The sequence below is a fragment of the Paracoccus sp. JM45 genome, from assembly GCF_003590715.1.
Classification (GTDB): Bacteria; Pseudomonadota; Alphaproteobacteria; order Rhodobacterales; family Rhodobacteraceae; genus Paracoccus.
Window position 1 is genome coordinate 91,405 of record NZ_QQVY01000004.1, and the last position, 14,870, is coordinate 106,274.

The following is a 14,870-nucleotide window of genomic DNA, read 5'->3' on the forward strand; positions in this document are numbered from 1 at the left end:
GCTGTCCTCCTGAAATTTGGGGGATATTTGACCTGCGCCTTGGATGGATGCAAGCCTAAGGGGGTCTTAGGTGGCGTCGAAGGCGTTCGGGATCAAGTCGACGCGGCCCAGTTCGTCGACAAGTGCCGCATCAAAGCGCATCGCAACATCCTGTCCCAGCCCCGTCACCGCGCAATATTCACATGCCGCCTGCATGATGCGGCGCATCTGTGCGGGCAGCAAACGCTGGGCGGCGGCGGCATGGGTGGTCGATGCCTTGACCTCGACAAAGACCAGTTCATCGCCATCACGCAGGATCAGGTCAATTTCACCTGCCTTGCCGCGCCAACGGGTCTCCAACAGGGTGGCACCGTGCGACTGATACACACGGGTGACGTTTTCTTCGGCCATCCGCCCCGTCAGCGATGCAATCTTACCGCGCTGCTGGCGCATCTATTTCTTATCCGCCAGTTCCAGCGCGCGTTGATAGACATCGCGCTTTGGCAGGCCCAATTGCTGCGATGCCTCTTTGGCGGCATCCTTGACCGACATCAGCGCCATGTAATGTTCCAGCATCTTGCAAAGCTTTTCATCGTCCACCTCGACCGCCGAAGGGCGATCCAGCACCATCACCACCTCGCCCTTCAGGGTGGACATCCGCGGATCGGCGGCCAGTTCGGCAGCGGTGCCGCGGATCACCTCCTCGAATTTCTTGGTCAGTTCGCGGGCGATCACGGTCATGCGATTCGGATCGATGGCCGCCAGATCGGTCAGCGTCCGGTTCACGCGGCGCGGACTTTCATAGAGGATCAGCGTCGAATCAACCGCCGTCCATGTTTTCAGAAACGTCTGGCGGGCAGTCGCCGTCGAAGGTGGAAAGCCCAAGAACATAAAGCGGTCGCTTGGCAGACCCGACAGCGACAGCGCGACCAATGATGCCGAAGGTCCCGGAAGGGCATTCACGCGGGCGCCAGCCTCGGCGGCATCCAGCGCAAGTCGGTATCCGGGATCGGCAATCAGCGGTGTACCCGCATCCGAACAATAGGCCACGCTGGCCCCTTCGGCCAATGCCGCCAGCAACGCCGGACGTGCGCGATTGCCGTTATGGTCGTGATAGGGCAGCACGCGCCGACCACGCAGCGGAATGCCGTGAATGTCCATCAAATGGCGTAAAACGCGCGTATCCTCGGCGGCCAACATATCTGCGCTGTTCAGCACATCCAGCGCCCGCAGGGTGATATCACGGGCGGCCCCGATGGGCGTTGCCACTAGATAGAGACCACCCTCAAGGCGCGGGGCCTCGACATGGGCAGTCAGGCGGCGGGCGGGCTCGGCCTCGGGGCGGTCGTTACGGGCGTTCATCAAAGCCTCCTGTTCCGCGCCAAGGGGCGGATCGATTGCCAATCACGGGTACACGTCATAGTCTGCGACAATAAGCGCGCTTAGTCTTACTTGTCAGGGAAGTTTCACATGTTTGCATCCGCCACAACCCGGCCCGCGCAGGGCCTGCGCCGGGCCGTGACCCGAACGACTGCCGTGATCTCGGCGCTGTTTCTTGCCGCATGCGATCCCGCCGGCATGACGCAACAGGCAACCGGTCCCGAAATCGGACAGCTGATCGACCCCGCACAGCCGGTCCGCGTCGCCCTGCTGGTGCCCGGTGGCACGCAGTCCGACGATCTGGAGTGGCTGGCACGCAGCCTTAAAAACTCGGCCAAGATGGCAGCTGCCGACGCGCAGGGTGCCAATATCGACCTGCGCATCTATGACACTGCAGGATCGGCAGATCAGGCAGTGGCCCAAGCCAATGCTGCTGCTGATGCAGGTGCACAAATCATTCTGGGCCCGCTGTTTGCCGAAAGCGCGAATGCCGTTGGCCACGCCATGTTGCCGCGCAATATCAACGTACTGACATTTTCCAACAACACGCAGGTCGCGGGCGGTAACGTCTTTACGCTTGGCAACAGCTTTGACAACATCGCCGACCGTCTGGTCCGATACGGTGTGAAACAGGGCAAGCGCAATGTTCTGGTCGTCGCAGAAAGCGATGTTGCAGGACAGTTGGGCGGACGGGCCATTGAAACCGCGATCGCGCGCAACGGTGCCCGTCTTGCGGGGCGCGTCGATCACCCTGTTTCGGTGTCGGGCATTGATGCCGCCACCCCCCGCATCGCCGAGGCAGCAAAATCGGGTCAGGTGGATTCGATCTTTATGACCGCGAACAATCAGGCTGTTCTGCCCTATCTGACCGAAAACCTTGCCAAAGCGGGCGTGCGTTCGCCCGTATCGCAGATGATGGGCCTGACCCGCTGGGACCAGCCCGGTGATCGTCTTGGCATGCCGCAGCTGGCCGAAGGATGGTTTGCCATTCCCGACCAAGGTCTGCAGCGCCAGTTCGAGACACGCTATGCACAGACCTATGGCGAAGCGCCCCATCAGCTGGCATCACTGTCCTATGACGGTGTTGCCGCCATCGCGTCCCTTGCGCGGGCCGGCAAACGCAATGCCGTGACCACCACCGGTCTGACCCAACGTGCCGGTTTTGCAGGCGTGGCGGGCGTTTTCCAGCTGAAGCGTGACGGAACAACGCAGCGCAGCCTTGCAGTTGCCACAATCCGTGACAAAAAGCTGGTTATTCTGGACCCTGCACCGCGCACCACCCGCGGCTTCGGGTCGTAATCCGGAACGGCACAGGACAAGATGGCAAGCATTGGCATGACAGAGAGCGCCTCGGAACCCGGGGCGCAATTCCATCGTGACGGAGAGGAGCTGCTGCGGGCGCTGGACGCCCATCTGGCAGAAACGACCGAACCCAAGCAGATCCGCAGCCAGACCGTGGCGATGCTGGCGCAGGCCCGTGTCGACCAGATGGAAAAGATCACGGCAGCCTTTGCCACCCATCCCCGCGCAGCCCGTGAAACCGTCCGTGCCATTGCCTATCTGACCGATGAAATCGTGACCGCCATCCATCATGTGGCGGTCACAAAACTGCACCCCCAGTATTCCCCGTCCGATGGCGAACGTCTGGCCGTACTGGCTGTCGGCGGCTATGGCCGTGCGGAAATGGCCCCTGCATCCGATGTCGACTTGCTGTTCCTGACGCCTTGGAAGATTACCCCTTGGGCGGAAAGCGTCGTTGAGTCGATGCTGTATATGATGTGGGATCTGAAACTGAAGATCGGCCATTCGATCCGCAGCGTCGATGACTGCCTGCGTCTGGGCGAAGCCGATATGGTCATTCGCACATCGCTGGTCGAACACCGGCTGGTAACCGGCCACGCGCCTTTGGCCGAAGAATTGCGCCACCGTCTTTGGGACGAATTATTCGACCGCACCGTGCCCGAATTCATCGAGGCCAAGCTGGACGAACGCTCGGCCCGCCATGCCCGTCAAGGGGGGCAGCGCTATGTTCTGGAACCTAATGTCAAAGAGGGTAAGGGCGGCCTGCGCGACCTTCAGACACTTTACTGGATCGCCAAATATATCCACCGCGTCGACCGCGCGGTCGAGCTGGTCGATATGGGCGTCTTTGCGCGTGATGAACATCTGGCCTTCTGGCAGGCCGAGGATTTTTTATGGGCCGTCCGCAGCCATCTGCATCTGATCGCGGGACGCCCTGTCGATGTGCTGTCATTCGACATGCAGGTCGAGGTGGCGCGCCGCATGGGCTATAACGACACCTCGGCGCGGCGGGGCGTCGAATATTTCATGCAGGATTATTTCCGCCATGCGACCCGCGTGGGTGAATTGACCCGTGTTTTCCTGACCGAACTGGAAACACGCCACGTCCGCACCGCCCCCTTTCTTGGCCGCCTGTTCCGCCGCCGCCGCAAGATGCGCCCGGGATTTATCGACCAGCAGGGCCGCTTGACCTATGAAACGGAAACCGCCTTTCTGGCCGATCCTCTGAACATCCTGCGCCTGTTCGAGGAATCCTTGCGAACAGGCGTCTTGATCCACCCTGATGCCATGCGGCTTGTCACCGCAAATCTGGACCTGTTCGACGAAAAGGTCCAATCCGACCCCGAGGCAATCCGGATTTTCATGGACATGCTACTTAAGCATGGAAACCCCGAACGTGCCCTGCGCCGGATGAACGAATTGGGCGTGCTGGCTGCGTTCATTCCGGAATTCGAACCGGTCGTGGCCATGATGCAGTTCAACGTCTATCACCATTTCACGGTGGACGAACATTCGATCCAGTGCATCGCCGCGCTTGCCGAAATCGAACGTGGCGAACATCCCGAGGATCTGCCGCTTTCCAGCGAAATCATCAAAGCGGGCGTGAACCGGCGCGTCATCTATCTGGCGACATTGCTGCATGACATCGGTAAGGGTCGCCGAGAGGATCACTCGATCCTTGGCGCTCGCATCGCGCGGCGCATCGCCACCCGTTTCGGGTTCAGTCAGGAAGATGTGGATACCGTCGAATGGCTGGTCCGCAATCACCTGCTAATGTCCGATGTGGCACAAAAGCGCGACATTTCGGACCCGCGCACGTTGCGCGATTTCGCCAAGGCGGTCAAAACCCGCAAGCGTCTGGACAAGCTGCTTGTCCTGACGGTTTGCGACATCCGCGGTGTGGGCCCGGGCACATGGAACAACTGGAAAGCCGCGCTGCTGCGGACACTGCATCAGGAAACCGCCGCCGCCCTTGAAAACGGGCTGGAGGAACTGAACCGCGACAAGCGCCAGACCGAGGCAAAACGGTCCCTGCGCCACATGCTGGTCGCCAAAGGGTGGGAGGCCAAGGCAATCCGTGCTGAAATTTCCCGCCATTATGACGCCTATTGGCCGGGTCTGCCGACCCAGTCCCATGCCATCTTTGCCGAACTTCTTCGTGGGATCGGCCCCGATGAAATCCGTATCGACCTGCGCGCGGATGCCGACCGTGACGCCACCCGCACGGCCTTTGTGCTGTCCGATCATCCGGGGATTTTCTCGCGCCTTGCGGGTGCGTTGACGCTGACGGGGGCGAATGTCGTCGATGCGCGGACCTATACGACGCGGGACGGCTATGCGACGGCAGTTTTCTGGATACAGGACGCCGAAGGGCACCCCTTTGCCGAAGACCGTCTGCCGAAACTGCGCCAGACCATCACCCGCACCCTCAGCGGGGAAATCGTCGCACGCGAGGCATTTGCCAGCCGCGACAAGCCGAAAAAGCGCAATCGGGAATTCAAGTTCCCGACGCATATCACCTTCGACAACGAAGGCAGCGATATCTATACCATCGTCGAGGTGGACACCCGCGACAGGCCCGGCCTGCTCTACGATCTGACACGGACATTGGCAGCAAGCCATATTCAGATCGTCAGCGCGGTCATCGCCACATTCGGTGCGCAGGTCGTTGACAGTTTCTATGTCAAAGACATGTTCGGACTGAAACTCCACAGCGATTCAAAACGGGAAGCGTTGGAAAAGAAACTGCGGACGGCGATCGCCGACGGCGTGAAACGGGCAGAGGCAGAATAACTATGAAATCCGGACTTGTGCGTGGCTTCCTTGCAGTCGGAAGCTGGACGCTGATTTCGCGCGCTTCGGGCTTTGTGCGGGACATCCTGATGGCCGCATGGCTGGGAACAGGGCCAGTGGCCGAGGCGTTCTTGATCGCCTTGTCCCTGCCCAATATGTTCCGCCGGTTTTTCGCGGAAGGCGCGTTCAACACCGCCTTCGTGCCCATGTTCTCGAAAAAACTCGAAGATCCCAAGGACGCGCAACGTTTCGCCTCCGAGGCCTTTTCGGGTCTGCTGGCGACCGTCATGGTCCTGTCAGCGGTGGCGATGATCGCCATGCCGGGTCTGGTCTGGCTGATGGCATCGGGCTTTGTCGGGGATGAACGTTTCGATCTGGCGGTCGAATACGGACGGATCACTTTCCCCTATATCCTGCTGATTTCGATGGCCTCGATGATATCGGGGGTGCTGAATGCCAATGGTCGCTTTACGGCGGCAGCGGCGGCCCCTGTGCTGCTGAACCTGCTGTTCATCGTGGCGATGGCGCTTGGCCGGTGGCAAGGCTGGGATCTGGGGCTGACGCTGGCTTGGGCCACGCCGGTCACCGGTATCGCCCAGCTTGCACTTGTCTGGTGGGATGCACATCGCACAGGCTGGACCTTCCGGCCCCGCATGCCCCGTCTGACGCCGGACATGCGCCGACTGATCGCCGTCGCCCTGCCCGCTGCTTTTGCGGGCGGTGTCGTGCAGATCAATCTTTTGGTCGGTCGTCAGGTCGGATCGCGCTTTGACGGTGCAATCGGCTGGCTGTCCTATTCCGACCGGCTGTATCAATTACCGCTCGGCGTCGTCGGGGCGGCAGTGGCGGTTGTTTTGCTGCCCGAACTGGCGCGGCGTATCCGTGCGGGTGACCATGCGGGCGGCCAATCGGCCTATTCCCGCGCAACCGAATTCGGCCTGTTCCTGACCCTGCCCGCTGCATTTGCGATTGCCGTGATCGCGCAGCCGATGGTGTCGACCCTGTTCGAACGCGGGGCGTTTTCGGCATTCGACACGCAGCAGACGGCGGCGGCGCTGGTCGTCTATGCCATTGGTCTGCCGGCATTCGTGCTGCAAAAAATCCTGCAACCGCTGTACTTCGCGCGTGAGGATACGCGCACCCCGCTGCGCTTTGCGGTCATTTCAATGGTGGTAAACGCTGTTGCGGCCTTCAGCCTGATGCCGTTTCTTGGCTTTCTGGCGGCGGCGCTTGGCACCACGATCGCGGCATGGATCATGGTTGTCCAGCTGTGGATGGGCACACGGGCCATGGGTCAGGCAGCGCGCGCCGATGCCCGCTTGCGCCGTGCCTTCCCGCGCATTCTTGCCGCCTCGGCATTGATGGCGGCTGCATTGTGGGGGCTGCGAAACTGGCTTTATGCGGCGGATGCCAGCAAGGGGGTCGGCCTTGCTGTTCTGGTCTTTGGCGGGGCGGCGATCTATTTCACGCTGGCGTTCGTCACAGGGGCCTATCGCCTGTCGGAACTGAAGGCCGCAACCCGCCGTGGTCAGCGCTGACGCAATTGCGTCAGCGTGCGGCGGATACCGCCATCAACCAGCAGGAAACTGAGCGCGAAACCGGTGGCAAACCCGCCAATCTCGGCGATCCAACCGGTGCCTGCGCCACCAAACAGCATGCCGAAGACGAATTGGAACGCCAGCAGCATGCCGATCAGGCTGAAGGCCCGCAGGCGGTTGGCGTTTACCGCCGCCAGCTTGGTCCACAGCAGAAAGGTGAATGCGCCGACCAGCCCGTAAACCGCCGGATAGCCACCGATCAGCAAGGAAGGCCGTGCCCCGATAATCTGCAAGACGGCGGCATAGATAATCGCGCCGCCAATGGCCGACCCGAAGAAAAGCGTCAGCACCGCCAGCGGGCGAAACTGCTGCGCGACCAGATTGCCAAGCGCCAGCGTAAAGACCACGACAAACAGCGCATGTGTCAGGGATGTATGGATAAAGCTGAAGGACAACGCCCGATACATCTGGTCGACATCGAATGCACCAAAGGTCCAGACGCGTTGCAACAGTTCAGGCGGCAGCGCGGTCATGCGGATTGCGTTCAGCCGCAGCCCCACGCCTTCGGCACCGCCGACCAGACCGGAACGGCCCAGCATAAACAGCGCCTCGGAGGCGATGACAGGCAGGGTCAGCAACCAGATAACCGGCGGCAAAGGGTTCAGCGGGGATTCGGTTAGGCCTTGTCGCATGGCGGTTCCTTGACGGTTGCGGAAGTTGCCACCAACCGCTAAGCCAGCCAGCAAGAAATTCCAAGGCAGGCCGGTCATGTCCGAACCCATCAACAGCACCTTCCGCCCGCGTATCTTTTCGGGGATCCAGCCGTCGGGCGGATTAACGCTTGGCAATTATCTGGGCGCGCTCAAGCGTTTTGCGGCCCTGCAGGGCGATCAGGCCGAAACGGTCTATTGCATCGTTGATTTGCACGCGATCACCGTCTGGCAAGACCCCAAGGTCCTGCATGCCCGCACGCGCGAGGCTGCTGCGGCCTTTATGGCATCAGGCGTTGATCCGGTGCAGTCGGTCCTGTTCAATCAAAGCCAGGTCAGCGCCCATGCCGAAATGGCTTGGTTGTTCAATACCATCGCACGTGTCGGCTGGATGAACCGGATGACGCAGTTCAAGGATAAGGCCGGCAAGAACAGCGAAAACGTCAGCCTTGGCCTGTTGGCCTATCCCGCGCTGATGGCCGCCGATATTCTGACCTATCAGGCGACGGCAGTGCCGGTAGGTGAAGACCAGAAGCAGCATCTGGAACTGACCCGTGATGTCGCCGCCAAATTCAACCATGACTACGGTGTGGAACATTTCCCGCTGACCGAACCGTTGATCGAAGGCGTGGCGACGCGCGTTATGTCGCTGCGTGACGGCAGCAAGAAGATGTCGAAATCGGACCCCTCGGACGCAAGCCGGATCAATCTGACGGATGATTCCGACACCATCGCCCAGAAAATCCGCAAGGCCCGCACCGATGCAGAGCCCCTGCCCGGCCTGATGGAAGGTCTGAAAGACCGCCCCGAGGCGCGCAATCTGGTTAACATCTATGCCGCCCTGACCGATGAAACCCCCGATCAGGTTCTGGCACGGTTCGAGGGTCAGGGCTTTGGCGCCTTCAAACCCGCCCTGGCCGAGGTCGCGGTCGAGGCTTTGGCCCCGATCACCCGCAAAATGTCGGAATTCATGTCCGATCCGGCCCAGATCGACAGGATTCTGGCGGATGGTGCGGAACGTGCCGATGCGATCGCCACGCCGATCCTTGACCGCACCAAAGACATCATGGGCCTGCTGCGCACCCGCCGCTGAACCGGCGCGATTGCCTGAAAAATGTGACCGCTATCCCTCAGGGGGTGGCGGTTTTGCCATTTTAGGGCCCACAAACGCCCCTAAGGCTTGCGATCACGCTGTGGTTACGGCTATCAGCCTGTCAAACGACTGGACCCGGTGAGAATCCGGGTGGCTCTTCCGGCCGCCGATCCGCCGGACAAATCGAACCTGCAGATCGAATGCTAGACCCGATGCCGCATGCATCGCCAAGGTCAGGAACGGATGAATCATGTTTTCAATTGAACAATACAAGCGGGAATGGCTGGGCAATATCCGCCCTGACATTCTGTCGGGCCTTGTGGTGGCGCTTGCGCTGATCCCCGAAGCCATCGCCTTTTCCATCATTGCGGGCGTGGACCCCAAAGTCGGCCTCTATGCCAGCTTTTCCATTGCCGTGATCACTGCCATTACCGGTGGTCGCCCCGGGATGATTTCCGCCGCCACTGCGGCGACAGCCGTGTTGATGGTGACCTTGGTCAGCGAACATGGCCTGCAATATCTGTTAGCCGCGACCGTTCTGGCCGGCCTGATCCAAATTGGTTGCGGAGCGCTCAAGCTGGGCTTTGTCATGCGCTATGTGTCAAAATCGGTGATGACCGGCTTTGTGAACGCGCTGGCGATCCTGATCTTTCTAGCACAGCTGCCCGAACTGGATTTCGCTACACCGGGCGTCACATGGTTCACCTATGTGCTGGTCGCGGTCGCACTGGCGATTATCTATCTGTTCCCCTATGTGACCAAGGCAATCCCGTCGCCGCTGGTCACCATTGTCGTGCTGACCGCATTGGCGATGCTATTGGGTTGGGATGTGCGGACCGTTGGCGATATGGGCGCCCTGCCCGATACGTTGCCGATCTTCCTGCTGCCCGATGTGCCCTTCAACCTCGAAACTTTGCAGATCATCCTGCCTTATTCCGTCGCGGTTGCTGTCGTCGGCCTGCTGGAAAGTCTGATGACGCAAAATCTGGTGGACGAACTGACGGACACCCGCACGAACCGAAATCAGGAATGCATCGGTCAGGGTCTTGCCAATACGGCGACCGGCTTTATCGGCGGCATGGCAGGCTGTGCGATGATCGGCCAGTCGATGATCAACGTCAAATCCGGTGGTCGCGGACGGCTGTCGTCCTTTGTGGCCGGTGTTTTCCTGTTGATCCTTGTGGTAGGCCTTGGTGATCTGGTCAGCCGAATTCCGATGCCTGCACTGGTGGCGATCATGATCATGGTGTCGATCGGGACGTTCAGCTGGTCATCGATCGGGAACCTGCGGACGCATCCGCGGTCGTCTTCGATTGTCATGCTGGCTACCGTCGCAACTGTCGTCTGGACGCATAACCTTGCCATTGGCGTGCTGGTCGGCGTGCTGCTGTCGGGCATCTTCTTTGCCGCAAAAATCGCACAGCTGTTCGGTGTGACCTCGACCATCTCGGCGGACGGGCGTGAACGTCGCTATGTCGTCGAAGGTCAGCTGTTTTATGGCTCGGTCGAGGATTTCTCGACGGCATTCGACTTTTCCGAGGCATTGGACTGCGTTATCATCGATGTCACCGGTGCGCATATCTGGGACATCAGTTCAGTGCAGGCTTTGGATATGGTGATCCTGAAGTTCCGCCGCGAAGGTGCCCGTGTCGAGGTGCTGGGCATGAACCGCGCGTCAGAAACCATTGTCGACAAGCTTGCAATACATGACAAACCCGGCGCGATGGATAAACTGGGCACACATTAACGGGGGGGACCGACATGACGCAGAATATCATCGCTTTGGTCGACGGATCGGGCTATGCAGCCTCGGTCTGCGAACACGCTGCCTGGGTGTCGCAATTGACGGGTGCGCCCGTGCAGTTGCTGCATGTGATGGGTCGACGCGACGCTGCCGGTCCTCAGGATCTTTCTGGCGCCATCCGTCTGGGTGCCCGCACCGCCCTGCTGGACGAACTGGCCAAGCTGGACAGCCAGCGCGCGCGTATCGCAAACGAAGCCGGTCGCGCGCTTCTGGATGATGCCCGCCAGCTGACCGAAGGTGCCGGTGCAACAACCGTCACCACGCGTTTGGAACAAGGCGACCTGATCGACCGCACCGTTGGCCATGAGGCTGCCGATACGGCCATGATCGTTATCGGCAAACGTGGCACTGCGGCGGATTTTGCCAAGGGACATCTGGGCTCGAATCTGGAACGCATCGTTCGGTCAGCGCGCAAACCGGTTCTTGTCGCCTCGCGTGCGTTCAAACCTATCCGGAAGGTGCTGGTGGCCTTTGACGGGGGTGCATCCTCGATGAAGGCGGTCGAACATATTGCTGCAAACCCTATCTTTGCCGATTTGACCATTGATCTGGCCATGGCCGGCAATGCCAATAACAACGCGCAAACCGCGCTAGAGGAAGCATTGCTGCGGCTGCGCGCGGCAGGCCTGAACGCATATTCATCACTGCTGGAAGGTGCTGCTGATACCGCCCTTAGCGCCAAGATCGAAAGCGAAGGTTACGATCTGCTTGTCATGGGTGCCTATGGCCACAGTCGCATCCGCAGCATGATCATCGGGTCGACAACAACGCAGATGCTGATTGCCTGCAAAGTGCCGGTGCTGTTGTTTCGTTGAAATGGCGTTGATGCCGCATCCGGTCGGATGCGGCATCCGCGTGGTCGCTATGTCCAGAATGTCGCCCGCCCGCGCCCCGTGCGTTTAGATTGATACAGCGCGGCATCGGCCAGTTCCAATAGGCCCATCGGTGTTTCTTCTTTGACATGGGTCCAGATGATAATCCCCATGCTTGCTGACACGCCCAGATCGCCTAATTCCGGCGGTGAAAGATCCTGAATGACACAGATGATACGGTCCGCCAGATGGGCAAGCGCCGTCTGGCAGGTCATTCCCCGAAGCACCATGACAAATTCATCACCACCGATGCGCGCGGCCACATCCTCTCGCCGGATGTGGTTACGCAAGACCTGCCCGACCGCCTGCAACAGATCGTCGCCCGCCTTATGCCCCAACCGATCATTGACCTGTTTGAAATGATCCAGATCCATATGCATCAGGGCAAAGGGCCGTTGTTTCAGATCACTTCGCAAAGCGCGCGCCAATACCGTTTCAAGGGCACGACGATTGCCAAGCGCCGTCAACGGATCAGTCTGCGCCTCAAGCAAGGCAACCTCTCGCGCTGATGCAAGTTGCTGGTTAAAGCGTGACAATTCGGTCAGAACGCCACGGTTTGCTTCCTGCAGGAACAGCAATTCCATGGCAAGTTCGCTGGGGGCGAAATCAGCGTCGTCCAGATCTGCGATACGGACGGCATGGTGCAGACCGATTCCGAAACCAAGATTGACCAGCATTCTATCCGGTGCGACACGAACGCCATGCCCGCGCAATACCAGATCGGCGCTTTGCTGGACCCGCAAAAACAATCGCGTCTGTTTATCGACAGCCTTACGAATAGCCTCTAGCGGTTCGGGTTTCTGACCTGCGCGGGCGTTTGCCAGAACACCATGCAGCCCATTAGAAAGCATTGGCAGCAATTTGGACAAGGTTGGTCCGATCGACAGAATGCGGCCCTGATCGGTCAGGAAAAGATGCATCGGCAGTAGTTTCGCCAATGCCACCTCGCAGAGGATCGCCTGATTTGTCATGCCATCACCCCGCTGTATTATACAGGGTGAACATCCGCCCCTCCGAGAATTTTTCGTCCCAGATATCAATGCGGATCAGTTGGTCGACTGTCGATATCAGACAGAGCGCGCCATAATCATCGGCCATCCCGCGAATTAGTCCCACCAGAACAAACCGCCAGTGGTCATCTGGGTCCAGCATTTTGACCCAGACCGAATCGTCGACCGCGTCGATCTGCAGGCGGGGCAGTTGCAGACTTGGCAGGACAAGATGCGCGCGACCGGGCAATTCCTCCAATCTCAACAGGAAATCCTTGAAATCCCGCCCCGAAAACCGCAACAGCCGCCGCACGGGTTCGATGCGGGTCATCCAGGCACCCATATCCTCGACCAGTTCTGTGAACGGCTTGCACAGGCGCATGGCTGCACGATGCAGAGCCGAAAGACCGAAGCCCGCCCCTAAGGGTGCAACCATTCCTGAATGGGAATGCGTGTCCTGCGCCACCGCCTGTACCAGCGTGTCCCCATAGGTGGTTCGAAGAAACTCCTCGATCCCGCGATTTATCAAAGAATTCATGCCGCACCTCGATTCGCGATCAGGCTAACTTGCGGCGGTAAAGAAATCGGAAACGGGAATCAGTCGCTTTCCCAGCCATAGTTGCCAGGCCCCACCAATGCCGTGCGCGCCGCCATGATATCCTGAGGACGCAGCTGCAGGGCATGGGCGAATTCGTGAACCCGTTCATCGTTTTCGACTACGAAATCCAGCATGAACACCGCGATATCGGGCCGTTCCGAAATCTGGCGCAAATCGGCAGGCAAAAGGCCGCTTGATCCTAAAAACGAGGTTAACTCCTCGGGGCGTTCGGCAAGGGCCAGCAGGATTTCCGTGGCAAGTTCATGGGCGCGTTCGGATGAAATGGCCATCAGCTTGATCCTTCATTTAAAAAACTTTTCCGATACCCAATCCGAAACAGTTTGTTAAACATTTAAGACGACAATGAAGTTCTGAAATCTAGACTTTCCGGATGGGTAGATGACGACTCGTATCCTTGTTGCTGATGCCGTGGCAACTGCCCGCATCACATTGAAAGTCCGGCTGGCGTCGGTCTGCTATGATGTGGTGGCTGCCAGTTGCCTTGACGAAATTTTCCAGCTGGTTGACCAGCAGCGCCCCGGGCTAATTATCCTTGGCAGCAGTGCGGGCGACAGTTCGGCGATCCAGATCGGGACGGCACTGGCGCAGGATGCGCGGACGTCGAATATTCCGGTGGTCATGCTTGTTCCACCAGCACAACGCCTTGCCGCGTTAAAGGCCGGTGCCACAGCAACCCTCCCCCCCGAGGTCGAGGATCATATGCTGATGGCCCGTGTCCGCGGCATCCTGCGTGACGCCGAACCCTGCCGCCCTGCAGAGTTCGGTATGGCCGAGGCTCAGGCAACGTTTTCCCACGTGGCACGCCCGCTGATTGCCCTGATTGCGGACAATGCGCTACGGGCGCAAAAGTGGCGCAAATTGCTTGCGACACGGACAAACTGCCGTTTCGAGGTGATGGACCCGGATGAGGCTTTGGGCGCAGCAACCGCCGGACGGAACGCCGATGTCTATCTGATTGCGGCCGATATTCGTGGCAATGGCGACGGATTGCGGCTGCTGTCGGAATTACGGTCGCGCCAAGGATCGCGCGATGCAGGCTTTGTCATTGCCATCGCCGAGAATGCCGAAGAAATGGCAGCCTTCGCCTTGGATCTGGGCGCGGGTGATGTGGTACCAGTCGATCTGGGCGGGGATGATGGAGCGGGCGCGGTCGCTATGTCATTGCAGATGTTATTGTCGCGCAAGACCCGCAGTGACCAGCGCCGCGCCGAAGCACAGCGAAATATGGTCTGGGCCATGACCGACCCTCTGACCGGACTTTATAACCGGCGCTATGCCATTCCCAAACTGTCCGAAATTACGCGTGAGGCGCTTCTGGGCAATCAGGGCTTTGCAGTAATCGCGATTGATCTGGACCATTTTAAAAGGGTGAATGACAATTATGGTCACGGGGCCGGCGATGCTGTCCTGACCGATATAGCCGGTCGGCTGCGTGATACGCTTGGATCAACCGGCTTTGCAGCCCGCATGGGCGGCGAGGAATTCCTTGGTGTTCTGCCAAACTGTTGCGATACAAGAGCTGCGAAGACGGCCAATACGCTGCTTCACGTTATCCAATCGCGCCCCGTTACGCTGCCCCATGTCAAAGGCGGCGAAATCTGCGTGACCGCATCAATCGGTGTTGCAACGGTTGCACCTTTGCAATGCGATGGCTGGCCGGATCAGGTTGCGCGTATGACGCTGGAACGTGCCGATCAGGCGCTGCTGGCGGCCAAAGCAGCGGGCCGCAACCGCGTCATATGTTCGCGTGCCGAGACTATGGTCTAGGCGGCACTTTCAATGCCTTGGTCG

The 14,870-nt window shown here is 59.6% G+C and carries 13 protein-coding genes and 1 other annotated feature; of the genes, 7 read left to right on the top strand and 6 right to left on the bottom strand.

What is annotated here, in order from left to right; translation table 11 throughout:
* Positions 1-66 precede the first annotated feature (66 nt).
* A complete protein-coding gene (locus DWB67_RS07915) occupies positions 67-432 on the bottom strand; it encodes a YraN family protein (protein ID WP_119807000.1) in 366 nt (121 codons plus the stop codon).
* Positions 433-1,341 (bottom strand): 16S rRNA (cytidine(1402)-2'-O)-methyltransferase, encoded by a 909-nt coding sequence (gene rsmI / locus DWB67_RS07920; RefSeq protein ID WP_119807001.1) that lies wholly within the window; start codon positions 1,339-1,341, stop codon positions 433-435.
* Between the two features lie 108 nt (positions 1,342-1,449).
* On the opposite strand from rsmI, the gene DWB67_RS07925 reads away from it, so the two are divergent.
* Genes DWB67_RS07925 through murJ form a run of 3 tightly spaced genes read left to right on the top strand, consistent with a single transcriptional unit; the run spans position 1,450 to position 6,992 of the window.
* Positions 1,450-2,658, top strand: a complete 1,209-nt coding sequence (locus DWB67_RS07925; protein ID WP_119807002.1) for a penicillin-binding protein activator — start codon at positions 1,450-1,452, stop codon at positions 2,656-2,658.
* A gap of 36 nt (positions 2,659-2,694) precedes the next feature.
* A complete protein-coding gene (locus DWB67_RS07930; RefSeq protein ID WP_119807209.1) occupies positions 2,695-5,454 on the top strand; it encodes a [protein-PII] uridylyltransferase in 2,760 nt (919 codons plus the stop codon).
* A 2-nt stretch (positions 5,455-5,456) separates the two neighbouring features.
* Positions 5,457-6,992, top strand: a complete 1,536-nt coding sequence (gene murJ, locus DWB67_RS07935) for a murein biosynthesis integral membrane protein MurJ (RefSeq protein ID WP_119807003.1) — start codon at positions 5,457-5,459, stop codon at positions 6,990-6,992.
* Here murJ and DWB67_RS07940 read toward each other — a convergent pair.
* A complete protein-coding gene (locus DWB67_RS07940) occupies positions 6,983-7,684 on the bottom strand; it encodes a rhomboid family intramembrane serine protease (protein WP_119807210.1) in 702 nt (233 codons plus the stop codon). The genes murJ and DWB67_RS07940 overlap by 10 nt on opposite strands.
* Positions 7,685-7,760: 76 nt before the next feature.
* On the opposite strand from DWB67_RS07940, the gene trpS reads away from it, so the two are divergent.
* From trpS to DWB67_RS07955, 3 genes are all read left to right on the top strand, one after another.
* Positions 7,761-8,795 (top strand): tryptophan--tRNA ligase, encoded by a 1,035-nt coding sequence (trpS, locus tag DWB67_RS07945; protein ID WP_182911525.1) that lies wholly within the window; start codon positions 7,761-7,763, stop codon positions 8,793-8,795.
* Positions 8,796-8,923: 128 nt separating this feature from the next.
* Positions 8,924-8,979, top strand: a sequence feature (sul1 is cis-regulatory element that is thought to sense ions involved in sulfur or methionine metabolism; They are found in Alphaproteobacteria).
* A gap of 66 nt (positions 8,980-9,045) precedes the next feature.
* On the top strand, positions 9,046-10,542 hold the full coding sequence (locus DWB67_RS07950) for a SulP family inorganic anion transporter (RefSeq protein ID WP_119807004.1): 1,497 nt from the start codon (positions 9,046-9,048) through the stop codon (positions 10,540-10,542).
* A 14-nt stretch (positions 10,543-10,556) separates the two neighbouring features.
* On the top strand, positions 10,557-11,414 hold the full coding sequence (locus DWB67_RS07955) for a universal stress protein (protein ID WP_119807005.1): 858 nt from the start codon (positions 10,557-10,559) through the stop codon (positions 11,412-11,414).
* A gap of 47 nt (positions 11,415-11,461) precedes the next feature.
* Here the strand turns inward: DWB67_RS07955 and DWB67_RS07960 are convergent, their stop codons facing one another.
* Genes DWB67_RS07960 through DWB67_RS07970 form a run of 3 tightly spaced genes read right to left on the bottom strand, consistent with a single transcriptional unit; the run spans position 11,462 to position 13,348 of the window.
* Entirely contained in the window at positions 11,462-12,442 is a 981-nt protein-coding gene (locus DWB67_RS07960; protein ID WP_119807006.1) for a GGDEF domain-containing protein, read from the bottom strand.
* A gap of 4 nt (positions 12,443-12,446) precedes the next feature.
* On the bottom strand, positions 12,447-12,998 hold the full coding sequence (locus DWB67_RS07965; RefSeq protein ID WP_119807007.1) for a heme NO-binding domain-containing protein: 552 nt from the start codon (positions 12,996-12,998) through the stop codon (positions 12,447-12,449).
* 59 nt (positions 12,999-13,057) lie between these two features.
* A complete protein-coding gene (locus DWB67_RS07970) occupies positions 13,058-13,348 on the bottom strand; it encodes a DUF3572 family protein (protein WP_119807008.1) in 291 nt (96 codons plus the stop codon).
* 109 nt (positions 13,349-13,457) lie between these two features.
* Here DWB67_RS07970 and DWB67_RS07975 point away from each other — a divergent pair, with 109 nt between their 5' ends.
* A complete protein-coding gene (locus tag DWB67_RS07975) occupies positions 13,458-14,846 on the top strand; it encodes a diguanylate cyclase (protein ID WP_119807009.1) in 1,389 nt (462 codons plus the stop codon).
* The last annotated feature ends 24 nt before the right edge of the window (positions 14,847-14,870 follow it).